The organism is Treponema lecithinolyticum ATCC 700332 (genome assembly GCA_000468055.1).
GTDB lineage: Bacteria > Spirochaetota > Spirochaetia > Treponematales > Treponemataceae > Treponema_C > Treponema_C lecithinolyticum.
The window spans coordinates 169,474-188,110 of the sequence record KI260567.1 but is presented as its reverse complement, the minus strand read 5'-3'; the positions used below and the strand labels follow the sequence as shown (position 1 = coordinate 188,110).

Here is an 18,637-nt window from a genome sequence, read left to right as displayed (position 1 = left end):
ACTGATTAATTTTTCTGGTCAACCTGCAACTTTCCCTGATGATGATACCACTTTTAGGCTATTATAACTGATTAATTTTTCTGGTCAACCTGCAACAAGTATATTGCTTGCGGTGAGTATGGTGATATTATAACTGATTAATTTTTCTGGTCAACCTGCAACCGAATTACAATAAAGACCTAAAAGGCAAATTATAACTGATTAATTTTTCTGGTCAACCTGCAACCTGTCATTTATTCTTTCTCCTCGCATAACAATTATAACTGATTAATTTTTCTGGTCAACCTGCAACCATTTGTGATAACGTTTGTTTTATGGTTTTATTATAACTGATTAATTTTTCTGGTCAACCTCATAGTTTCAATTGAAATCTTGGGAAAAACGTGTATACTGAAGAGCAATGATACAAGAACAAAAAAAAGCGCTGCGGCAAAAAATGCGCGAACTTTTAAAAAATCAGCAAAATGGCACCGGTAAAAAAGAAGCGGCTTTTGTTAACTCTTTAATACAGTGCACGGCATATCAAAGCGCCGCAAGTGTTTTAGTGTACGCATCCATACCGGAAGAAGCTCCGACAGCTGCCGTTATACGCCAATGCTTAAACGACAAAAAAACAACGGCGCTTCCCAAAATACGGCATAAAACCGATAAAAATATGGATTTTTTTATACTTAAGCCATGCTGTCCGGTGGAAACACAGCTTAAAGCGGGTGTTTTCGGCATACAAGAACCGCTTGATACCCTGCCCCTCTTTGTTGCCGAACAACATACGCCGATACTGGTGCTGGTACCCGGTCTTGCATTCGATAAAGCAGGACACAGGCTCGGCAGAGGCGGCGGCTACTACGACCGCTATTGCGCATATCTTAAAAACTCCGGGAACAATGCAAAGCTCATTACTTTTGCCGGTTATTGCTTTAGTTTTCAAATCGCAGCCGAAGTACCTGCCGAAGCGCACGACTTGCGCATGGAGTTTTTAATAACGGAACAAGAGGTCATTGTTTGCGCAGATTAAAAAAATGAATTTTGCCGGTAAGCACCGTTAAGCTCTTGTAAAAAATACGTATGCTTTGTATACTATGTAATCAAACGATTGCTTTGTTCTTTTCAGTAGGAGGATTACATGAAAAAAACGGCTATTTGCACAACCTTGTTCGTTTTGCTCACTGCAGCACTTTTTGCCGCAGATACAAAGGGAGTGGACAATTCTGTAGTATATCGAAAATTGCAAGTTTACAAAGTGTATGAACATTCAGATGCTTATGTGGTCATGTACTACACCGACGGCATTGCACTGGGGCAAGTAACGCTGCCGACCGAATGGTTTAAATCGGGACAGGGCAAAGGCGTTTTAAACATGCTTCCGAAAAATTTTGCACCGTATTTGGTACTCCAGTACACCGACGGAACCTTTACCAGAGCGGTTTTAAATATGCCGAAAAACAAAGGCAGCTCGGTGTGGCAGCATTTAAAGCCTACGGTAGATGTTTCCGCGTCAAAGCAAAAAGATACGCTGACGCTGGAATAATCTTTGATTTTTTTATTTTATAATAAACTCTTAAACGGAAATACCGGTAAAACGGCATAAAACAAATGCTCAATATAAGTGAAGCTCAATTCGCTCGATTTGAACGGTTTATAGAGGAACATGAAACTTTTATCGTAGTCGGTCATAAAGAGCCGGACGGTGATTGTATATCGAGTTCTCTCGTGCTTGCCGATATAATACGGCGCAAGGGAAAAAAAGCGCACGTACTTTCGGCAGGACCGTTTAAGCGTACCGAAACAAAAAAATACGAACCTTTATTTGCCTCACACTGCGAAACTAAAAAAAACTCAAACGAGCGCATAGGTTTATTTATCGTAGACTGTTCCGAATTGTCGCGGCTCGGAGAAACCATTGAGTCCCAAGTTAAAAACTTAGACCGTTTTATTATAGATCATCATAAAACGGCAAATACTGAAAACAATAACAGCATTATCGACTCATCTTCTCCGGCAACCGCATGCCTTATACAACAGCTGTACGAACATTGTTTTGACACAATGCCGCAAAATATTGCCGAATTGCTATTTTTCGGTTTAACGACTGACACCGGCTTTTTTAGATTTTTAAACAATAAAAGCGAACCGGTTTTTTATGCCGCCGGCAGATTGGTAAAAGCGGGAGCCGACCCGCGCAGTGCTTACGAAAATATGAACAGCGGCAAACCCTTAGCAACGCGCAAACTGCTTTCTCTTGCATTGGAGCGCATAGGCGTTCACTGCGGCGGAAAACTTTTAACCACATACGAAACAATGGAAGATACTAAAAAATTCGGATACGACGGCAGAGATACCGATATGCTTTACCTAATACTTATGGCAACTGAAAATGTCCGTGCAGTTGCCTTTTTTAGACAAGAAAGCAGCTCAAACTGTACGGTCGGCTTCCGTTCAAACGGTGATTTGGATGTAAGCGCGGTTGCCGCTTTGTTCGGCGGCGGCGGTCACAAAAATGCTGCAGGCTTAAGCATAGACGGAAAACTTTCAGACATTATTCCGAAAATTATTGCGGAATTTGAAAAAATTCTTTAAATCCCGTTCGATTTATATTCAAAAAAAATTCTTTTTTGAACTGTTTATACCGCGCTTTAAAAAAAATATGCAGTTTTACTACATAAATTCTGAAAGAGATTTTTTACCAAACACTCTATTTTATTGTATTAAAACAAATTAAAAAAATAAGAACAAAACCTTTGAAAACTGGCACAGTTTTTGCAGGTAATACTGTAATGTTATATAAAAAGTGTTTTTGTTCCGAAAAAATAAATAAAATTTACAATGATATTCTATTCAAACGCATTTCGTTGGAAAGCGGTACCCATCAAATTATTTTATGCATATACGATTTTCCCCAAAATTTTTTTTCAAAAGAAATCAATCCTGATGTAAAAAGCGCCGTTATTATAAGACTTTTTGAAATGCTGCCTCAGTCGATCGAGCGGTATATTTATTCAAAATCGATGTTTTCCACTTATCTGGACCAGATTATTTCCAATTTGGTAAAAAGCGAATATAAAAAATTATACCGCAAAGCTGCACACGAAAAATCAATTTTGTATTACCTTACCGAAAAAGAAAACCAATATGCCGACGACAGTGTTTTTGAAAATCACGGATACTACTACGGTACAAACTTCGTTAAAAAACAAACCAATGCAAAACAGTCCGACTCCGTTCGATTGCTTATTTTAGCATTAAAAGCTTGTCATTTTCTTGGCGAAGAACATATTCAAATTCTTTCGCGCATTACCGGATATGCTGAAAACGACATTTTTGTTTACGTACAAGCGCTTGAACGTTCGCTTCAAAAAAGGATTAACAGACGCTACGAACTGATGCACCGAATTAACCACAGCTATATGATGAAAAACCGCTGTTCGGTTCAACTTTTAAATATAAATCCGCACTCACCTCTTTTTTACCGCATATCAAAAGCATACAATTACTACCAAAAAATATGGAAGCATGCGCTGTATTTGTACGACATGTATCCGCCGCTAAAACCTACAAACAAAGAAATAGCAAAAGTTCTCAATTTAACAAACAGTCAAGTAACTTATGCGCTGTACCGTATACAAAACAAAGCGTAGAATTCGTACATTGCAATTTAAAGGAGAAACGGGTTATACTATGTCTATGACTTTATTTTTTGCAACAGGCAATCTTCACAAAAAACGGGAAATGATTGAATTGTGCGGTGAATGCGGACACGATATCGTAATACCAGCAGACAAGGGCATTATTTTTGAACCAAAAGAAAGCGGTTCCAGTTTTTTGGAAAACAGTTTGATAAAAGCAAAAACACTGTGGGAAACGGTACGAGAACCGGTTTTAGCTGACGATTCGGGTTTGTGTGTAGATATACTCGACGGCAAACCCGGAATTTATTCTGCGCGCTGGGCGGGGGAGCATTTTCCTCAAGGCAGAAGCGACGGCGTAACAATTCCCCAAGACGAAAAAAACCGCTTATTGGTAGAAGCCGCTCAAAAAGCGGCGGAAAATCTGGCGCCGAACCGAAGGAGCCGCAGCTGCCGTTTTGTATGCGCAATGGTGCTATATAAAGGAAGAGAAAACTTTTACTGCGTGCAGGAAACTTTTGAAGGCACTCTTATAGAAAATATTGAACAAGCATGCGGCACTGAAGGTTTCGGTTACGATCCGATAGTGTTTATACCGGAGTTCGGCAAAACGGTTGCACAGTTGTCCAAAGAACAAAAAAACGCTTTTTCTCACCGCGGTAAAGCTGCACGCAAAATACTGCAATTATTGTAAACGCCGCAATATTCCAAACCTGCGCGTTCGGCGCACGAACGCATTGCTTTTTCGGTATAAAAAGAAACATGGGTCACATCTTCTTTGTACCACCATTTTTCGAATTCGAAGCGGCTTTGCGGCGCAAACAGCGTACGGATAACGATTATACCGCCTTTTTTACACGCTCCAGCAAGACCGGCAAAATCTTTTTCGGGGTTTTCAAAATGTTCGGCAACTTCAAGACAAAGCACAAGGTCGGCGCCGAGTGAAAAAAACGGCGTATCGTTTTTAAAAAACGGATCCCATCCGCGTATTTGGGTTTGCTGCGGCAGTTTTCCGGCACAGCGGTATTCTTTCAAAAGATGCACTAACAAGCTTCCCCTGCCGCAGCCGTAATCGAAGATGGTCAGCGGCAAACACTCGGGCACAGCGCCGTTTTTTGGAGCAAAAGGAGCGCGTTCAACCGCACGTCCGACTGTTCTTTCAGATGCGTGTTCAACCGTACCTTCCGCCGCACTAACATGAGCAAAGGCGGCAAGCGCGGTATCAGCAAAATCCGTTAAAAATGAACGGTAGCCTTTATCGTCAAGCGTGTTGCGGTGAAACATATAGCGCTCCTTTTGCTTGTCCGCACAAATGCGGCACTCGGCGCCGACAAACACACCGGCGCAGCCGTTTTTTCCGCTGCAGCGGAAAAAACGGCGCGCAAGCGGATATTCTTCCAATTCGGCAGAGCTGCAAAAAGGACAGCGTAAAACTTCACCCATAAATTTATTATAACATTTTTTTAATAAAAGCTAAAGATTTTGTGCAGCGCTGCCGATAATCAACACAAGAGAACCATAACTGCAATTCTTCGTTGAAGTAAAACAGTTAGGTACACTCGGCCGTGTAAGAGAAACACGAGGGTAGCCTTGTAATTACTTCGTGTTCCCTTACACAAAAAAAGGAACAGCACGGACGCTGTTCCGCTATCATTTCCATGGAGGAATCACATGATTATCAATCACAACATGTCCGCAATGTACTCGAACCGTGTCTTGGGTGTAACCAATTTGGCTCAAGCTAAAGACATGGAAAAATTGTCTTCCGGTATGAAAATCAACCGTGCCGGCGACGATGCTTCCGGTTTGGCTGTGTCCGAAAAAATGCGCTCACAAATCCGCGGTTTGAATCAAGCTTCGCGCAACGCGCAAAACGGTATCAGTTTTATACAGGTAAGTGAAGCTTATCTGCAGGAAACCACCGATATCATGCATCGTATTCGCGAACTTGCGGTACAGGCATCCAACGGTATTTACAGCGATGAAGACCGTATGTACATACAGGTTGAAGTTTCTCAGCTGGTTGCCGAAGTTGACCGCATTGCAAGTCATGCCCAGTTCAACGGTATGAACATGCTGACCGGCCGTTTTGCCCGTGCTACCGGAGAAAACACCGTTACCGCTTCTATGTGGCTGCACATCGGTGCGAACATGGATCAGCGCATGCAAGTGTTTATCGGTACGATGACCGCTATGGCTGTCGGTGTTCGGGACATCGGATCTGAACAAATCATGACAATCGCTACCCCTGAAGAAGCGAACCGTTCTATCGGCATTATTGATGAAGGTTTGAAAAAAATCAACAAACAACGTGCCGACTTGGGTGGTTACCAAAACAGACTTGAACAAACGGTTAAAGGTCTTGACGTTGCCGCTGAAAACTTGCAGGCAGCAGAATCGACCATCCGCGACACCGATATGGCAAAGCAGATGGTAGACTTTACTAAAAACCGTATTCTTGCTCAAGCTGGTACGGCAATGCTTGCCCAAGCGAACGTCACGACGCAAAACGTCTTGACACTGCTTCAATAGTGTAGTATAGGGGCTTGCGGGAACGCGGAAAGTGTGCTACTATCATAGTAGCGGGCTTCCGTGCCCGCAGCTTGAGCGATTTTACTTCAGTGGCTATTCTGCAATTCCCCAAGCTTTTATACAACATGCTCTTTTAGAAGCATGTTTTTATGCGTAGGTGCATACCGCCGTATAAAAACAAGAGTTCTTTGACAACACCTTTCAGTGATGTGCGTAACGGCAGAGGCGGTTACGGCTGTCCCTTTTCGGGAATGCAGCCGCAACGGTTCCTGTCGTACGGGTCTAAAACAAACCGGAAAAGGCGCAAAGTTTTCGGTTTGCCCGGAACGTACTACGGCGTTAAAGCATGAAGCTTTAGCGGCTTATCACATGGAGGGTAACAAATGATTATTAACCACAACATGAGTTCAATGTATGCCAACCGTACACTCGGCATTAACAATGACAATGTACACGGAAACATTGAAAAACTCAGTTCCGGTCAGCGGATTAACAAAGCCGGTGACGATGCTTCAGGACTTGCAGTATCCGAAAAGATGCGTATGCAAATCCGCGGTTTAAACCAAGCACAAAAGAATATCCAAAACGGTGTTTCTTTTATTCAAGCAACCGAAGGTTACTTGCAGGAAACAACGGATATTCTCGGCCGTATCCGCGAACTTTCAATTCAATCGGCTAACGGTATTTACAGCGATGAAGACCGTATGCAGATTCAAGTTGAAGTTTCTCAGCTTATCGACGAAGTGGACAGAATTGCAAGTTCAGCCCAGTTCAACGGTATGAATATGCTGACGGGCGCTTTTGCGGAAAACTCCGCAACGGGACGCATTATGCAGTTCCATATCGGCGCAAACGTAGACCAGAACGCTCGTGTATACATCGGCACAATGACGGCACAATCGCTCGGCTTGGTCGGTATGCAAGGCGATGCTACGGCAAAGCTTTCCATCTCCAGCCCCGATTCCGCAAACATGGCTATTGCAACTTTGGATTCTGCTCTTACTTCGGTAAATAAACAGCGTGCGGACCTCGGTGCGTACCAAAACCGTTTTGAAATGGCTGCAAAGGGTATCGGTGTTGCTTCGGAAAACCTGCAAGCCGCCGAATCGATTATCCGCGATACCGACATGGCATCGGAGATTGTCGAATATACCAAAAACCAAATATTAACGCAATCAAGCGTTGCTATGTTGGCTCAAGCAAATACGCAGTCGCAAAACGTATTGCCGTTGTTAAGCTAAACGAACAGTTCATTAAAGAGAAAACTGGATGTCGTCTTTTTAATGGATGAAAAGTACGAAAGAGGTGCGCCCCTCTTTCGTTACTTTTATTTTGAAATCAGATGCCCAGCGTCAAACGCCGTTTCAAGGAGGAAACGCCATGAGTATGACAACAAATGGGATTGGGAATAATCCGGCTATGGACAGCCGCGCAGCATATGATTATGCTGCAGCAATGCAAAAAGCGCATATAGAAACTGCAGCAACCAGTGAAGCCGGGAAAAATAAACCGCCCGTTAAAAAAATGGAACCGAAACCGGTTCAAACGTATTCATCAAAAGAACTGCGCTACGATATGAACGAACAGCTCGATCAAGTTGTAGTTACGGTAGTAGATCCGTCTACTAATAAGGTGATTAAAGAAATTCCGTCCGCCGAAGTGCAGGAAATGAGGATTCGCGTAAAAGATGCGATAGGCAGTTTTATTGACGAAACTCGGTAAGCGGACATAAAGTACGCAGCTGAGATGGCCGACATAAATATACCGGGTGTAACCGACAAATACAAAACTAACGATCTCATAAAAAATTTAATGGAAGCTGAAAAAGTTCCTTTAACAAGAGAGCAAAAGCAGCTTGACCGTTATAAAACCGAACAATCAACGTGGCGCAACGTAAACGCACAAATGAGTGCTTTGCGTGACAGTGTTAAACTTTTATATTCATTTGACAATCCTTTTAATTCAAAACTCGCCTCTTCCACCGACGAATATGCGGTGAGCGCCGAGCCGAAACGCGACGCTAATTTGGAATCTTTTAAAATTGAAGTATTGCAAGCGGCAGCGGCAGATCGTTTTTTATCTGAAGAACTCGATTCTAAAGCGCAAGTTCCCGCAGGTACTTACGAATACGGTGTAAAAGATAAAACAATAAAATTCAATTGGAAGGGCGGAAAATTAACCGATTTTGCCGCCGCCCTTAACCGCCGCGCCGAACACACTATAAAAGCTTCCGTTATCGGGGTTACTTCGGACAAACAAGCGCTTTTGATAGAATCTTTAATAACGGGAAGCGAAAACCGTCTTACTTTTTCCGGCGCGGCTAAAGATTTTGCGCTCGCTACCGGTATGATCGGCAAAGCGCCCGTACAGGGCTCAAAGGCTTTTTCCGTAAGCCGCGATAGCGTGCGCGACACGGCAAACCTTACGTCGAAAACGCTTTCGTTTACCGAAGAAAACATTACCCTGCCCCCCCGCTCCGGCTTTGAAGCCGAAATTCCGCAAAAAATACGTTCGGATTCCGCTTACCAAATCCGCTTTAGCGCACGGGTACAGGATACGCCGCAAGAAGAAATATACGATTCACAACCTTCCCTACCCTCTTCCGGCTTTGTACAGTTTAAAGACATTACACTTGCCAATGAAGACGTCGATACAAAATTGGAAAAAACGGAACAAGCCGTTGTACAAGAACCGGTAGAAGACTTTACTGCCGTATTTATTAAAAACTCGGACGGTACGGAAATTCCGCTTGAAGCTTTAAAAACCGACGGCGAAGACAGCGCATACCGTATCGACACAAAAGAGTTTCCGAACGCACAGTCCATAGTGGTAAAAAACAACAATACGCACAAAAAAATAATCCTAACAACGCCTGAAACAATCAATACGTCCGCTGCAGGCGATTTTATTCCTCTGCACCCGGCAGACATAGCTTCGGATGCAAAAATAAAATATCAGGGTATAACCGTTACCCGTCCCACCAACAGCATGGACGATGTAGTTCCGAATGTAACACTGAACGTACACGCTAAAACGGAAAAGCCGGCAACCATTACCATAAGTTCCGATACGGAAAGTGCAAAACAAGCACTGATTACCTTTGTGGGAAAATACAACCGGCTGGTAGCAGAAATAAATATACTGACGCAAACTAAACCCGAAATTATTTCCGAACTTGAATATTTTACGGAAGAGGAAGCAAAAGAAGCCGAAAAACGGCTGGGCATATTCCAAACCGAATTTTCGCTGACAAACGGCAAAAGCTCGCTGCAAAACATAATCGCCCGCCGCTACCCCGGCTCGGAAGATGCGGCAATAACCATGCTGTCGCAAATCGGTATTTCTACCGGCGCTTCAACGGGAGGTTTTGCAGGAGTCAGCCCCGGCAGACTGCGCGGTTATTTGGAAATCGATGAAAAGAAACTGGACAGCGCATTAAAAACGAATATGCGCGACATAAAAAATCTATTCGGCTACGATTCTGACGGGGACTTGGTTGCCGATACAGGTATCGCATACATGATGGATAAAAATTTGCAGTCTTTTACGCAAGTGGGCGGCATAATCGCTTCAAAAACATCGACGCTCAACGGTAAAATGACTGCATCGCAAAAAAACATCGACAGCCTTGAAAAAAAACTCAAGCAAAAAGAAAACGACCTTAAAGTAAAATACGGACAAATGGAATCGGCGTTAAACAGTTTGGAAAAGCAATCGGATTCTATAAAGAATTTTGCCGATAATCAAAACAGTACACGATAATAAAGGATATAAAATGGAAATATACGTTAATTCCGTTAAAGCGGATTTTATATTGGAAAACGAAAAGACGCTCGGCGATATTTTAAAAGCCTTTGCGCTTGAATGCGAAAAAAATGCTGCAACCGTTGTTGCTGTCAGCGCAGACGGTCAAAACATAGAAGCGTCCCAAATGGATGTACTGTTTGAAAAACCGATTGAAAACGTTAACCGGCTCGATATTGAAACCGTAATGGAAAGCGATATTATCCACAGTTTGCTTTCAGTTGCAGACAAAACATCGGTTTTAAGCGAGTGCATGGAACAAATTCCCGTTTTACTGCAAAGCGGTAAAGATGTACAAGCCGCTCAAACGGTAACTGCTTTTACCGAAGTGTTTAACGAACTGTGCCGAACGGTTAATTGGTGCGCTCTTTTTCCCAAACGTTTTGGCGACTTTACCATAGACGGTCAAGCGCCGGCAGTTTTTCTTAAAGATTTTTCACCGGTATTAACCGATTTTGAAAAATCCTTAACCGCTGCCGATACCGTTCTTACCGGCGATTTGGCGGAATACGAAATCGTTCCGCGTCTTCGCTCTTTTGCAAAAGCGGTTCATACATACTGTAAGGAAAATTCATGCTGATCCTTCAAAGCGGCAACGCTATAGCCGTACGGCAGAATTCGAATTTGGTATCGATTGCAGTTTTTATTCTCATTGTGTTATCAATCCTTATAGCTTTGCGCTACGTATTTGCCTCTTTGGGCAGAAGTTTTATTGAAGCTATGCGCGGCAAAAGGCGTACCAGTTTGGACAGCGCGCTTTTAAAAATCAGCGGTATACGCATGGGTTTAAACCGGAACGAAATCGATTTTTTAGACAATTTTTGCCGTATATGCGGCATAGTGGAGTTGCCGCTGATTTCTTCTACAGAATATTGTATAAGTACTCCTTTAAAACTGATATACCGCAAAATCTGCAATAGAGAAAAAAATGTTCCGGCTTTACAAACCGAAAACGATAAACTGATGCTGTTTACGATAATACATAAAATAGAAAACGCAAAACGCAACCTTACTATGATTACCAACAGCAGTGTTTTCCGCGAAGGATTAGCGGTAATGTATTCGGGTGCAGACGGAATACGCTACCCGTCTGCTATTCTTAAAAACGACGAAGAAGGAATGATTTTAGCTATCGCTTCGGATAAAAACGGCGTAAAAATAAAACCCGCGCCGCTGTCTAAAATCAATATTTATTTGGAATTAAAAACGGGTATTGCCTATCACATAGAAGCTCGTATTATACGTTATCAAGTACGCAGAAGATTTGAAGAAATGGTTGTTATGCACACAAACAACATTCAATCCATGCTGCAAAGAAAATTCAAACGGATTTCGGTTTCACTTCCTTGTACGTTTCATGCCGTACAAATCAGCGAGGGTCAAACGGCAAATGAAAAGCGTTATACGCCTAAAGAGCGTTCTTATACGGGGACAATCAACGATATTTCCGCCGGCGGCTGCAAATTGAAAACAGTGCTTCCCATTAAAGCCGGACAATATATGCAAATAGACGTTCAGCTAAAAGGTGAACGCACCGACAATATAATCGGCACTGTTGTAAGAGCCAGAAAAAACGAAGATACGCGCGATGTGGTGTTACATATACGCTTTGTCCGTATGAAAAAATACGCACGAAATACTATTTTTGCACTGACATACGACTACAACTAAAAGGAAATAGGACTGGAGAAATATGCAAGTTTTAGAAATACGGGTGTTGGAACAAGAAGCCGGCTATATTTATTACCGGAGAACGTACCGCGCAACGGCGCTTTTGCTTTTGCTTACAAAAAATGTTGAAGTTCCCATACATTTTATTATAGAAACAAATGCAGCGGGTATACACACAATCGATGTGCGTTTGGAAGGCTCTGTAGACTACCCTCTTTTACCGGTTGTTAAAGCGCTTAAAACCGAAATACTGAACATGGACCAAAAAGGACTTTTGCCCTGCTAATGACATACACGGTACACACAAAATCGGCGGAACAAACCGTCGCTTTGGGAGAAAAAATAGGCTCTTTTCTTAAAAAAGGCGATATTATTGCGCTGCAAGGAACTTTAGCAGCCGGCAAAACAACTATAACCAAAGGAATAGCCCGCGCTTTAGGCATAAACGAACCTGTTACCAGCCCGACTTTTACCCTTATCAGCGTATACGAAGGTAAACTGCCGTTGTATCACATGGACGTATACAGGCTCGGTACAGCCGAAGATTTTTTGGAACTTGGAGCGGAAGAAATGCTGTACGGAGACGGTATAAGCGTTATAGAATGGAGTGAAAAAATTATGAGCGAACTGCCTGCCGGCGTTATTATTATAAAACTTGAAGCAAGCGGAAACGAGCGCACGGTTACCGTTGAAAACTGGCCGTACGGAGATTTGTCGTTATGAAAGCCCTCGCGGTAGACAGTACAACTTCTTGCATAAGCTTTGCCGCACGCAGCGGCGATAAAACGGCGCTTTTGTCGCTCGATATCGGTATGCACCAATCTGAAAAAATACTTGAAGGCATACAGTACGTGCTCGCACAGTGTTCGCTGCGTGCGGAGGAACTCGACTATACGGCACTGTGTGCCGGACCGGGTACATTTACCGGACTTCGTCTTGCGTTTTCGGCGCTCAAAGCCTTTAATTTAGCTTACGGTATACCGGTATACGGCATACACACGCTCGAAGCTGCCGCCTACCCTTACCGCCAGTGGCAGGGAGCAGTCGTTCCGGCGCTGGATGCTAAAAAAAACAGTTTTTATGCCGCAGTATACCGTTCGGGGGTGCTGCAAGCAGGTCCTTTCGATGAAAGCACCGAAAACATTCTTAATCACATAGACCGCGAAGAAAATATGCTGATAACCGGATCCGATGCGTTTTATTTTGCCGAGCAAGTGCACGCTTTGCGCCCGGAGCAAAAAATAAGTATTTTTTCTCCCTTAGGCGAAAACAGCGGAATAGGCACTACATGCATTGGAATGCAAAGCCCTGTTGTGTTGGCTTTATTGGAAATGGCTGAAAAAAAGTTTATTCATAAAGAAAGCGCACTTGAAGAATACGAAGGTCCGATATACATCAGAAAAAGCGAAGCGGAACTGTCATTGCTCCAAAAGACCGGACAAAACGCTTAAATCCTGTTCCCCTGCACTTGCAGCAGCGGCTTTGTTTTCGTTTTGTATAGCTTCAAACACTTCTTGTCGGAACACTTTAACGTGTTTCGGCGCTTCTACACCTACTTTTACTTGATCGCCGCGTATTTCGATAACCGTAAGCGTAATATCGGTTCCAATTTTTATTTTTTCGTTTATTTTGCGCGACAATATCAGCATGAAGAGCTCCGATTTTGAGCATTGTTCAAATTTAAATCATGTTTGGTAAGCCAGCGTGGGTCTGCTAAAACCACTTGTTTTGCCGCACGGTTATTTTTATTGATTACCAAAGGTCCTTGCAAATTGGCAGTAAGGCTTAGTTTTTTTTCTTTTGCAAGCGTAATAATGACGATGATGCATACGTCCGCAGGACTTTTTACGCCGATATCGCGCACGCTTTGATCGTCCACATCTATTTCATAGTCGGTAAAAAACAAAAAAGGATCAACTACTAAAAAAGCAAGCGCTTTTTCTTTTACGGACTGAAGCCACATAAAAGGTTTGTATTCGGATTCCAAAAGTACGAATTCGGTATAGTCCTCAAACCCGTACAGTCCGTGCGAAAAATGCAAAACGGAGTTATCATCAACCGATACGGTTCCCATCGCCTTTGTTTCTATATTCATACGTTTTTTTTACCCTACCTCATGTAGTTTAACAACGTGCTGTTGTACAGTTTTGCCGCGGTACTTAAAGTTGCATTTTTTACGTTATCCAGCATTTTCATATCGGTAATGCCTTTAGTAATATCCAAATCACCCTCGCGTGCAATCATAGCGGTTGTATTTAAATTATTCGTTTGAGAACGCGATACGGCAACTTGCGCCCGCTCGTACTGCGCTCCGGTTTCCGCTATACGCCGGGTTAAATTGCCCAAACCGCTGTCCAAAGCGCCCATCACTTTTCCGCCGATGGATTCTTGGTCTCCGATAAGCAGCGCATTGCGGAACGCAATTACCGTATCGAATAAAGAACCGCCGGTTATTTGGGCGGCATTACCCAAATTGTACGGCGGGCGCTGCGTATTGTCTTTTATTAACCCCAAATCAAACAAAGTAGAACCGGTTTTATCTTGCAGCCACAGCTGACGGGCATCGGTTGTTTGTAAGTTTAAACCGTTTGTTACCGGGTCTAATTTTGCTTTTACGGCAATACCCGCATTGTTTATCTTTGAAATAATCGAATACACGTTATCTCCGGCTTTTAACGCAATGTCTTTACCGTCAACATTGATAACCGCGTCGGTATGCACTTGATACGCTGTGGCATCGCGCTGCGCAAAAAGCGTTTGCTGTTCCGCCCAAAAAATACTGTTTCCCGTCCGGTTTAAATTCATATACGCGCGCTCATCAACTTCAATATTATTTTGCTCTACCGAACCGTTATAGCGCACGTTTGTAATAAGCGCATCGCCTGAACCGGAAACGGGTCCCAACTCGATTTCAAAAGCGGTATTTTTAGTGCGCGTACCGGCAAATAAAGCTGTACCGTCAGGCCCTACGGCATTTGCCGAAGTTACCAATTCTTTTAATAGTTCGTCAACTTCGGCAGCCATATTTTGCAAATCGTCTTTTGTGTACACGCCGTTGGCTCCGTTTACCGCAAGTTCGCGTATACGTTGCATAACTTCAAGCGAATGTTTTATATAACCTTCAGAAACCGAATATTGGTCGGTCAGTGTTTTTGCATTTTGTTCAAAACGTTCAACGCGTGTAAGATAGGATTGATAGCGCACCAAATGTCCTGCAGCAAGCGGGTCATCGCGCAAATCCTGTATGCGCCGCTGAGAGCCCATTTGGTTGTTCATTTTATTCGCCTTCGATTCCTGCACGCGCAAATTATACTGTACGTCGTTGTTTGCCAAACCGGTGCTGACTCTTCTCATCTTTTACTCCTATACGCCTAAGCGGTTTATAACCGTTTCGAGCAATTCATCCACAACGGTAACGAATTTTGCCGCGGCATTGTAACCGTGCTGAAACTTAATGATATCGGCAAGCTCTTCGTCAATATTAACTCCGGAAATGGAATCGCGCATTGTGCGTAAATCCGCCATTATTTTATTTTGACTAAGTAAATTGGTTTGCGCTTGCTCGCCTTTTAAACCGACGTTGGTAACGCTTTCGGCAAAATAATCGTCAAAGGTGCGCGCGCGACCTATCATAACGGGCGAATTGCGCAAAGAAGCAATTTCAAGCGCTGCAGAACCGTCTCCTGCTTCTACAACTCCGTTTATTCCGGGTTTACCTGCCGCTACGGACAAAATATCGGTTGTTATCGCTCCGTTTACGCTCATATAACCGGAAGGATTTAAAACGGGAGCAACCGCATAGCGCACGGCAGTATCGGTACCGAAACCGGAAAGCGCTTGTACCGCATTTGCACGGTTAAAATCGTATGCGTTTTCTTCCCCGCTTCCCGCTAAAATTCCGGCATACCCGCTTAAAAAAAAGCCCGAATCTTCCACATGGCGTATAACAAAGTCAGGATTATCCATTGAAGAAGCCGTAGTCGCTTTTAAAACAAGCCGGTTGTCTCTGTCCAAATATGCTTTCACCTCTGCGTCCGAATCGTTTATGCGGTTAACTACCGTTTCAACGGTATCGGTCGGATAGTACGGAATTTGTACATTGCCCTTATGTCCGGCTACGGTAATAACGCCGGCAAGACCGGTTTGCTCTTGTGCGTCAAGCGCATTTAAGCCGCTCATACGGAACACATACGTGGAATCTTCAATTCCGTCTCCGTCGCGGTCGTAATTTCCCAATGCATTTGCTACAAACGGCTCTTCAACAAAAAAATCCAAGCCGGTAACATTATTTGCACCCAAAGAAACGCGGTGAATATCATTTACCAAATCGGCAAAATTCATCGCAACCGTATTTAAATTTTGAATTTCGGAACGCACGTCTTTATCGCGCAATTCTATTAAAGCTCCGAGAGAGCCGCCTGAAAAAAAAGCATCGTTTTCGGTATCCGCCCACACCACTTTGGTATACCCGTAATTATCGGTAAGCGGCACTACATCGAATTGACGGGATTTTCCGCCCTGCACTAAAATATGACCGTCTACGTGAATCATAAATTCATCCGGGTCACGCCGGTCGCTCGTTATATTTATCAGCTTCGAAAGCTTTTCTACCAGTAAATCTCTGCGGTCGTATAAATCGTTCGGGTTATCGCCCATAGCTTCCGAGCGCACTATTTCTTTATTGATTTCGGCAATTTGCAGCGTATAATCGTTTACTTGTTTTACCGTCGCTTCTATATCGCCGTTTAACAAATTGCCCACGCCTTGCAGTGCAATATAGCGCTGTTTTACAGCGTTTACCATGCTTTCGCCCCGGCTTACCACAGCTTGACGCGCCGCTTGCGATTCAGGGTACACCGACAATTCTTGCCACGATTGCCAAAAAGCGTCCATAGTTGTGCGGATGGACACATCATCCGGTTCGTTGTAAATGCTTTCCAGCATAGTATAGTATTTGTCGCGCGTTTCCCAATAGGATTCAAGGTTTGCTTGTGCGGTAATACGTAAGTCCAGCAATTCGTCACGCAAGCGGGTAATACTCATAACGTCTATACCCTGTCCCACTTGACCGGGACGTTCTTCGCGCTCCAAATCGGGGCGGTACAGCGGATCGAATGCGCGTAAATTAACCCTTTGACGTGAATAACCTTCGTTGTCCGCATTGGAAATATTGTGACCGGCAGTCATAATCGACTGGTGCTGTGCCATAAGACTGCGTTTCCCTATTTCTATACCTGCAAAACTGGAAGCCATATAAACTCCTTAAATTATCGTATTCAATACAACCGATTCGGGTTGCACTTTTACGACAGTGCCCGCCGAAGAATACAAAGTGTTCCGCCGCTGCGGCAACACGCTGTCGAACACTTCTTGCAAAAAATTGCGCGTAATGCGTATATATTCGTTAAGCGCTTCGTTTTCGATTTTAGATACAGCAAGCTTTTGGCGCACTTGATGAAATGCTTCTATAACAGGACGGCGAAAAGCCGAGGGTAAATCGCGCGCAACCTCAAAAATATCGTCGGGTTTTTCGGAACACAACTGTTTAAACACCTGCATGCGTTCGTTTTCCAAATACGAAAAACGTTCTGCCAAAGCATTCACTTCAAAACCGGCACGCTCCACTTGTTTCCAATCTTTTGCCGTTACAGCAGTGCGTAAAATCCGCTGCTGTGTAATAATTTCTGCAAGCACTGCATTTTGATTGAGTAATATTTGGTACGCATACTGCGTTGCACTTTGCGGCTCTTCTTTCATAGGGACTACACCTCATTTAAATATCGGCGTATAAAAAAAAAGGATTACATAAAAAAGAGCAAGTGTAAAAGATTTTATTCGGTATAAATACGGTCTACCCGTTTATTGATATTGCACATTATTTCGTAAGGAATCGTATCGGCAATATCGGCAATATCCTGTGCAGAATTATTGGCTCCCGCTTTATTTTCAGGTCCGAATATGCATACATCGTCCCAACGCTTTACTCTCGTATGAGAGCCCAAATCCACCATACATTGGTCCATACAGATTTTACCGATAACAGGATAAAAACTTCCGGCTATTTTTACACGTAAAGCCGGCGAAAGAGTACGCGAAAGTCCGTCGGCATAGCCTATCGGAAGCGTTGCAATATAGGTATCCTGGTTTGCAGTCCAGCTTCTACCGTAAGAAACAGCAGTACCTTTTGCAATTTTTTTTATAAAAACGACTTTAGTTAAAAGTTCCATAACGGGACGGAGCTTAATGGAAGAAAAAAAACTTTTTTCAGTGTTTTGATCCGTTTTGCACGCATTTTTCCGGTACGGTGTATATCCGTAACACAGCAAGCCGGGGCGCACCATATCGAATTGCGCTTCGGGGTAAGCGAGCACCGCCCCCGAATTTGATGCGTGAACAATCCCCGTATCTATTCCGGCATTTTGAATTGCCCTAACGGCATTTTTAAAATCCGTAATTTGTTTTTTTGTATACTCTCTGTCGTCTTTTTCAAATGAATCGGAAACGGAAAAATGCGTGCACACGCCGTCCAATTTAAGATTGCTTGAGTTTTGTATGCGCTTTGCCAACTGCACTGCATTTTCCGGAGCACAACCTATGCGCGACATACCGGTATCGATTTTAAGATGAACCGCCGTTTTTTTTCCGGCTTGGCTCGATGCGTCGTTAAGCGCATCTATACACTCTTCATCGATAACCAAGGGTATAATATCGTAACGTATAAGCTGTTCGGTTTCTTCGGGAACGGGCAAACTCAGTAAAATAACCGGAGCTGTAATTCCCGCTTCTCGCAACAGTACGGCTTCGCGCACCGAAGCAACCGCCAAACAAAACACTCCAGAGTGCAAAGCGCACAAAGCGATTTGTACGGCGCCATGCCCGTATGCGTCCGCCTTTACCGGAAGACATATACGCACCCCCGCTTTAAGCTTTTTTTTGATTTGTTCGATATTGTATTTAAGATTTTCCAAGTGGATAACAGCCCGTGTTGCCCGCATAGTTGACAGTGT

General features: G+C 43.5%; 21 protein-coding genes. 14 read left to right on the top strand and 7 right to left on the bottom strand.

The annotated features are described in order from the left end of the window. The first annotated feature begins 400 nt into the window (after positions 1-400). From HMPREF9193_RS10895 to HMPREF9193_RS08145, 5 genes are all read left to right on the top strand, one after another. On the top strand, positions 401-1,015 hold the full coding sequence (locus tag HMPREF9193_RS10895) for a 5-formyltetrahydrofolate cyclo-ligase (RefSeq protein ID WP_021687639.1): 615 nt from the start codon (positions 401-403) through the stop codon (positions 1,013-1,015). Positions 1,016-1,123: 108 nt separating this feature from the next. Further along, on the top strand, positions 1,124-1,528 hold the full coding sequence (locus HMPREF9193_RS08160; protein WP_021687638.1) for a hypothetical protein: 405 nt from the start codon (positions 1,124-1,126) through the stop codon (positions 1,526-1,528). Between the two features lie 65 nt (positions 1,529-1,593). Then, positions 1,594-2,577: a DHH family phosphoesterase gene (locus HMPREF9193_RS08155; RefSeq protein ID WP_021687637.1), complete on the top strand. Its 984-nt coding sequence runs from the start codon at positions 1,594-1,596 to the stop codon at positions 2,575-2,577. Positions 2,578-2,774: 197 nt separating this feature from the next. Next, complete coding sequence (locus tag HMPREF9193_RS08150) at positions 2,775-3,635, top strand: hypothetical protein (protein ID WP_021687635.1); 861 nt, start codon at positions 2,775-2,777, stop codon at positions 3,633-3,635. A 46-nt stretch (positions 3,636-3,681) separates the two neighbouring features. Then, positions 3,682-4,317, top strand: a complete 636-nt coding sequence (locus HMPREF9193_RS08145) for a non-canonical purine NTP pyrophosphatase (protein WP_021687634.1) — start codon at positions 3,682-3,684, stop codon at positions 4,315-4,317. Here the strand turns inward: HMPREF9193_RS08145 and HMPREF9193_RS08140 are convergent. Beyond that, positions 4,275-5,066: a class I SAM-dependent methyltransferase gene (locus tag HMPREF9193_RS08140; protein ID WP_021687633.1), complete on the bottom strand. Its 792-nt coding sequence runs from the start codon at positions 5,064-5,066 to the stop codon at positions 4,275-4,277. The two genes, HMPREF9193_RS08145 and HMPREF9193_RS08140, sit on opposite strands and share 43 nt — an antisense overlap. 228 nt (positions 5,067-5,294) lie before the next feature. Here HMPREF9193_RS08140 and HMPREF9193_RS08135 point away from each other — a divergent pair, with 228 nt between their 5' ends. The 9 genes from HMPREF9193_RS08135 to tsaB all read left to right on the top strand — a co-directional run bounded on the left by HMPREF9193_RS08135 (position 5,295) and on the right by tsaB (position 13,081). Continuing rightward, positions 5,295-6,155, top strand: a complete 861-nt coding sequence (locus HMPREF9193_RS08135; protein WP_021687632.1) for a flagellin N-terminal helical domain-containing protein — start codon at positions 5,295-5,297, stop codon at positions 6,153-6,155. A 383-nt stretch (positions 6,156-6,538) separates the two neighbouring features. After that, positions 6,539-7,396, top strand: coding sequence for a flagellin N-terminal helical domain-containing protein (locus HMPREF9193_RS08125; RefSeq protein WP_021687630.1), 858 nt, complete (start codon positions 6,539-6,541; stop codon positions 7,394-7,396). Positions 7,397-7,535: 139 nt separating this feature from the next. After that, positions 7,536-7,877, top strand: a complete 342-nt coding sequence (locus HMPREF9193_RS08120) for a flagellar protein FlaG (RefSeq protein ID WP_169720460.1) — start codon at positions 7,536-7,538, stop codon at positions 7,875-7,877. A gap of 24 nt (positions 7,878-7,901) precedes the next feature. Then, complete coding sequence (gene fliD / locus HMPREF9193_RS08115; protein WP_021687628.1) at positions 7,902-9,917, top strand: flagellar filament capping protein FliD; 2,016 nt, start codon at positions 7,902-7,904, stop codon at positions 9,915-9,917. 13 nt (positions 9,918-9,930) lie between these two features. Then, positions 9,931-10,539: a DUF8042 domain-containing protein gene (locus HMPREF9193_RS08110; protein ID WP_021687627.1), complete on the top strand. Its 609-nt coding sequence runs from the start codon at positions 9,931-9,933 to the stop codon at positions 10,537-10,539. After that, positions 10,533-11,630, top strand: a complete 1,098-nt coding sequence (locus HMPREF9193_RS08105) for a PilZ domain-containing protein (protein ID WP_021687626.1) — start codon at positions 10,533-10,535, stop codon at positions 11,628-11,630. Before HMPREF9193_RS08110 ends, HMPREF9193_RS08105 begins: the two co-directional genes overlap by 7 nt. Positions 11,631-11,652: 22 nt before the next feature. Continuing rightward, positions 11,653-11,916, top strand: a complete 264-nt coding sequence (locus HMPREF9193_RS08100; protein WP_021687625.1) for a hypothetical protein — start codon at positions 11,653-11,655, stop codon at positions 11,914-11,916. Beyond that, positions 11,916-12,353 (top strand): tRNA (adenosine(37)-N6)-threonylcarbamoyltransferase complex ATPase subunit type 1 TsaE, encoded by a 438-nt coding sequence (tsaE, locus tag HMPREF9193_RS08095; RefSeq protein WP_021687624.1) that lies wholly within the window; start codon positions 11,916-11,918, stop codon positions 12,351-12,353. Before HMPREF9193_RS08100 ends, tsaE begins: the two co-directional genes overlap by 1 nt. Then, positions 12,350-13,081, top strand: a complete 732-nt coding sequence (tsaB, locus tag HMPREF9193_RS08090; protein WP_021687623.1) for a tRNA (adenosine(37)-N6)-threonylcarbamoyltransferase complex dimerization subunit type 1 TsaB — start codon at positions 12,350-12,352, stop codon at positions 13,079-13,081. The genes tsaE and tsaB overlap by 4 nt, the downstream gene beginning before the upstream one ends. Here tsaB and csrA read toward each other — a convergent pair. The 6 genes from csrA to alr form a co-directional block, all read right to left on the bottom strand. Continuing rightward, positions 13,049-13,279 carry a carbon storage regulator CsrA gene (gene csrA, locus HMPREF9193_RS08085; protein WP_021687622.1) on the bottom strand — a complete coding sequence of 77 codons (231 nt, stop codon included), beginning with the start codon at positions 13,277-13,279 and terminating at the stop codon, positions 13,049-13,051. The two genes, tsaB and csrA, sit on opposite strands and share 33 nt — an antisense overlap. Next, on the bottom strand, positions 13,273-13,725 hold the full coding sequence (fliW, locus tag HMPREF9193_RS08080) for a flagellar assembly protein FliW (protein ID WP_021687621.1): 453 nt from the start codon (positions 13,723-13,725) through the stop codon (positions 13,273-13,275). Before fliW ends, csrA begins: the two co-directional genes overlap by 7 nt. Before the next feature lie 14 nt (positions 13,726-13,739). Continuing rightward, a complete protein-coding gene (locus tag HMPREF9193_RS08075) occupies positions 13,740-14,984 on the bottom strand; it encodes a flagellar hook-associated protein 3 (RefSeq protein WP_021687620.1) in 1,245 nt (414 codons plus the stop codon). 9 nt (positions 14,985-14,993) lie between these two features. After that, positions 14,994-16,883 (bottom strand): flagellar hook-associated protein FlgK, encoded by a 1,890-nt coding sequence (gene flgK, locus HMPREF9193_RS08070; protein ID WP_021687619.1) that lies wholly within the window; start codon positions 16,881-16,883, stop codon positions 14,994-14,996. A 9-nt stretch (positions 16,884-16,892) separates the two neighbouring features. Further along, positions 16,893-17,387, bottom strand: coding sequence for a hypothetical protein (locus HMPREF9193_RS08065; RefSeq protein WP_021687618.1), 495 nt, complete (start codon positions 17,385-17,387; stop codon positions 16,893-16,895). Positions 17,388-17,461: 74 nt separating this feature from the next. Continuing rightward, positions 17,462-18,625 (bottom strand): alanine racemase, encoded by a 1,164-nt coding sequence (alr, locus tag HMPREF9193_RS08060; protein WP_021687617.1) that lies wholly within the window; start codon positions 18,623-18,625, stop codon positions 17,462-17,464. Between the last annotated feature and the right edge of the window lie 12 nt (positions 18,626-18,637).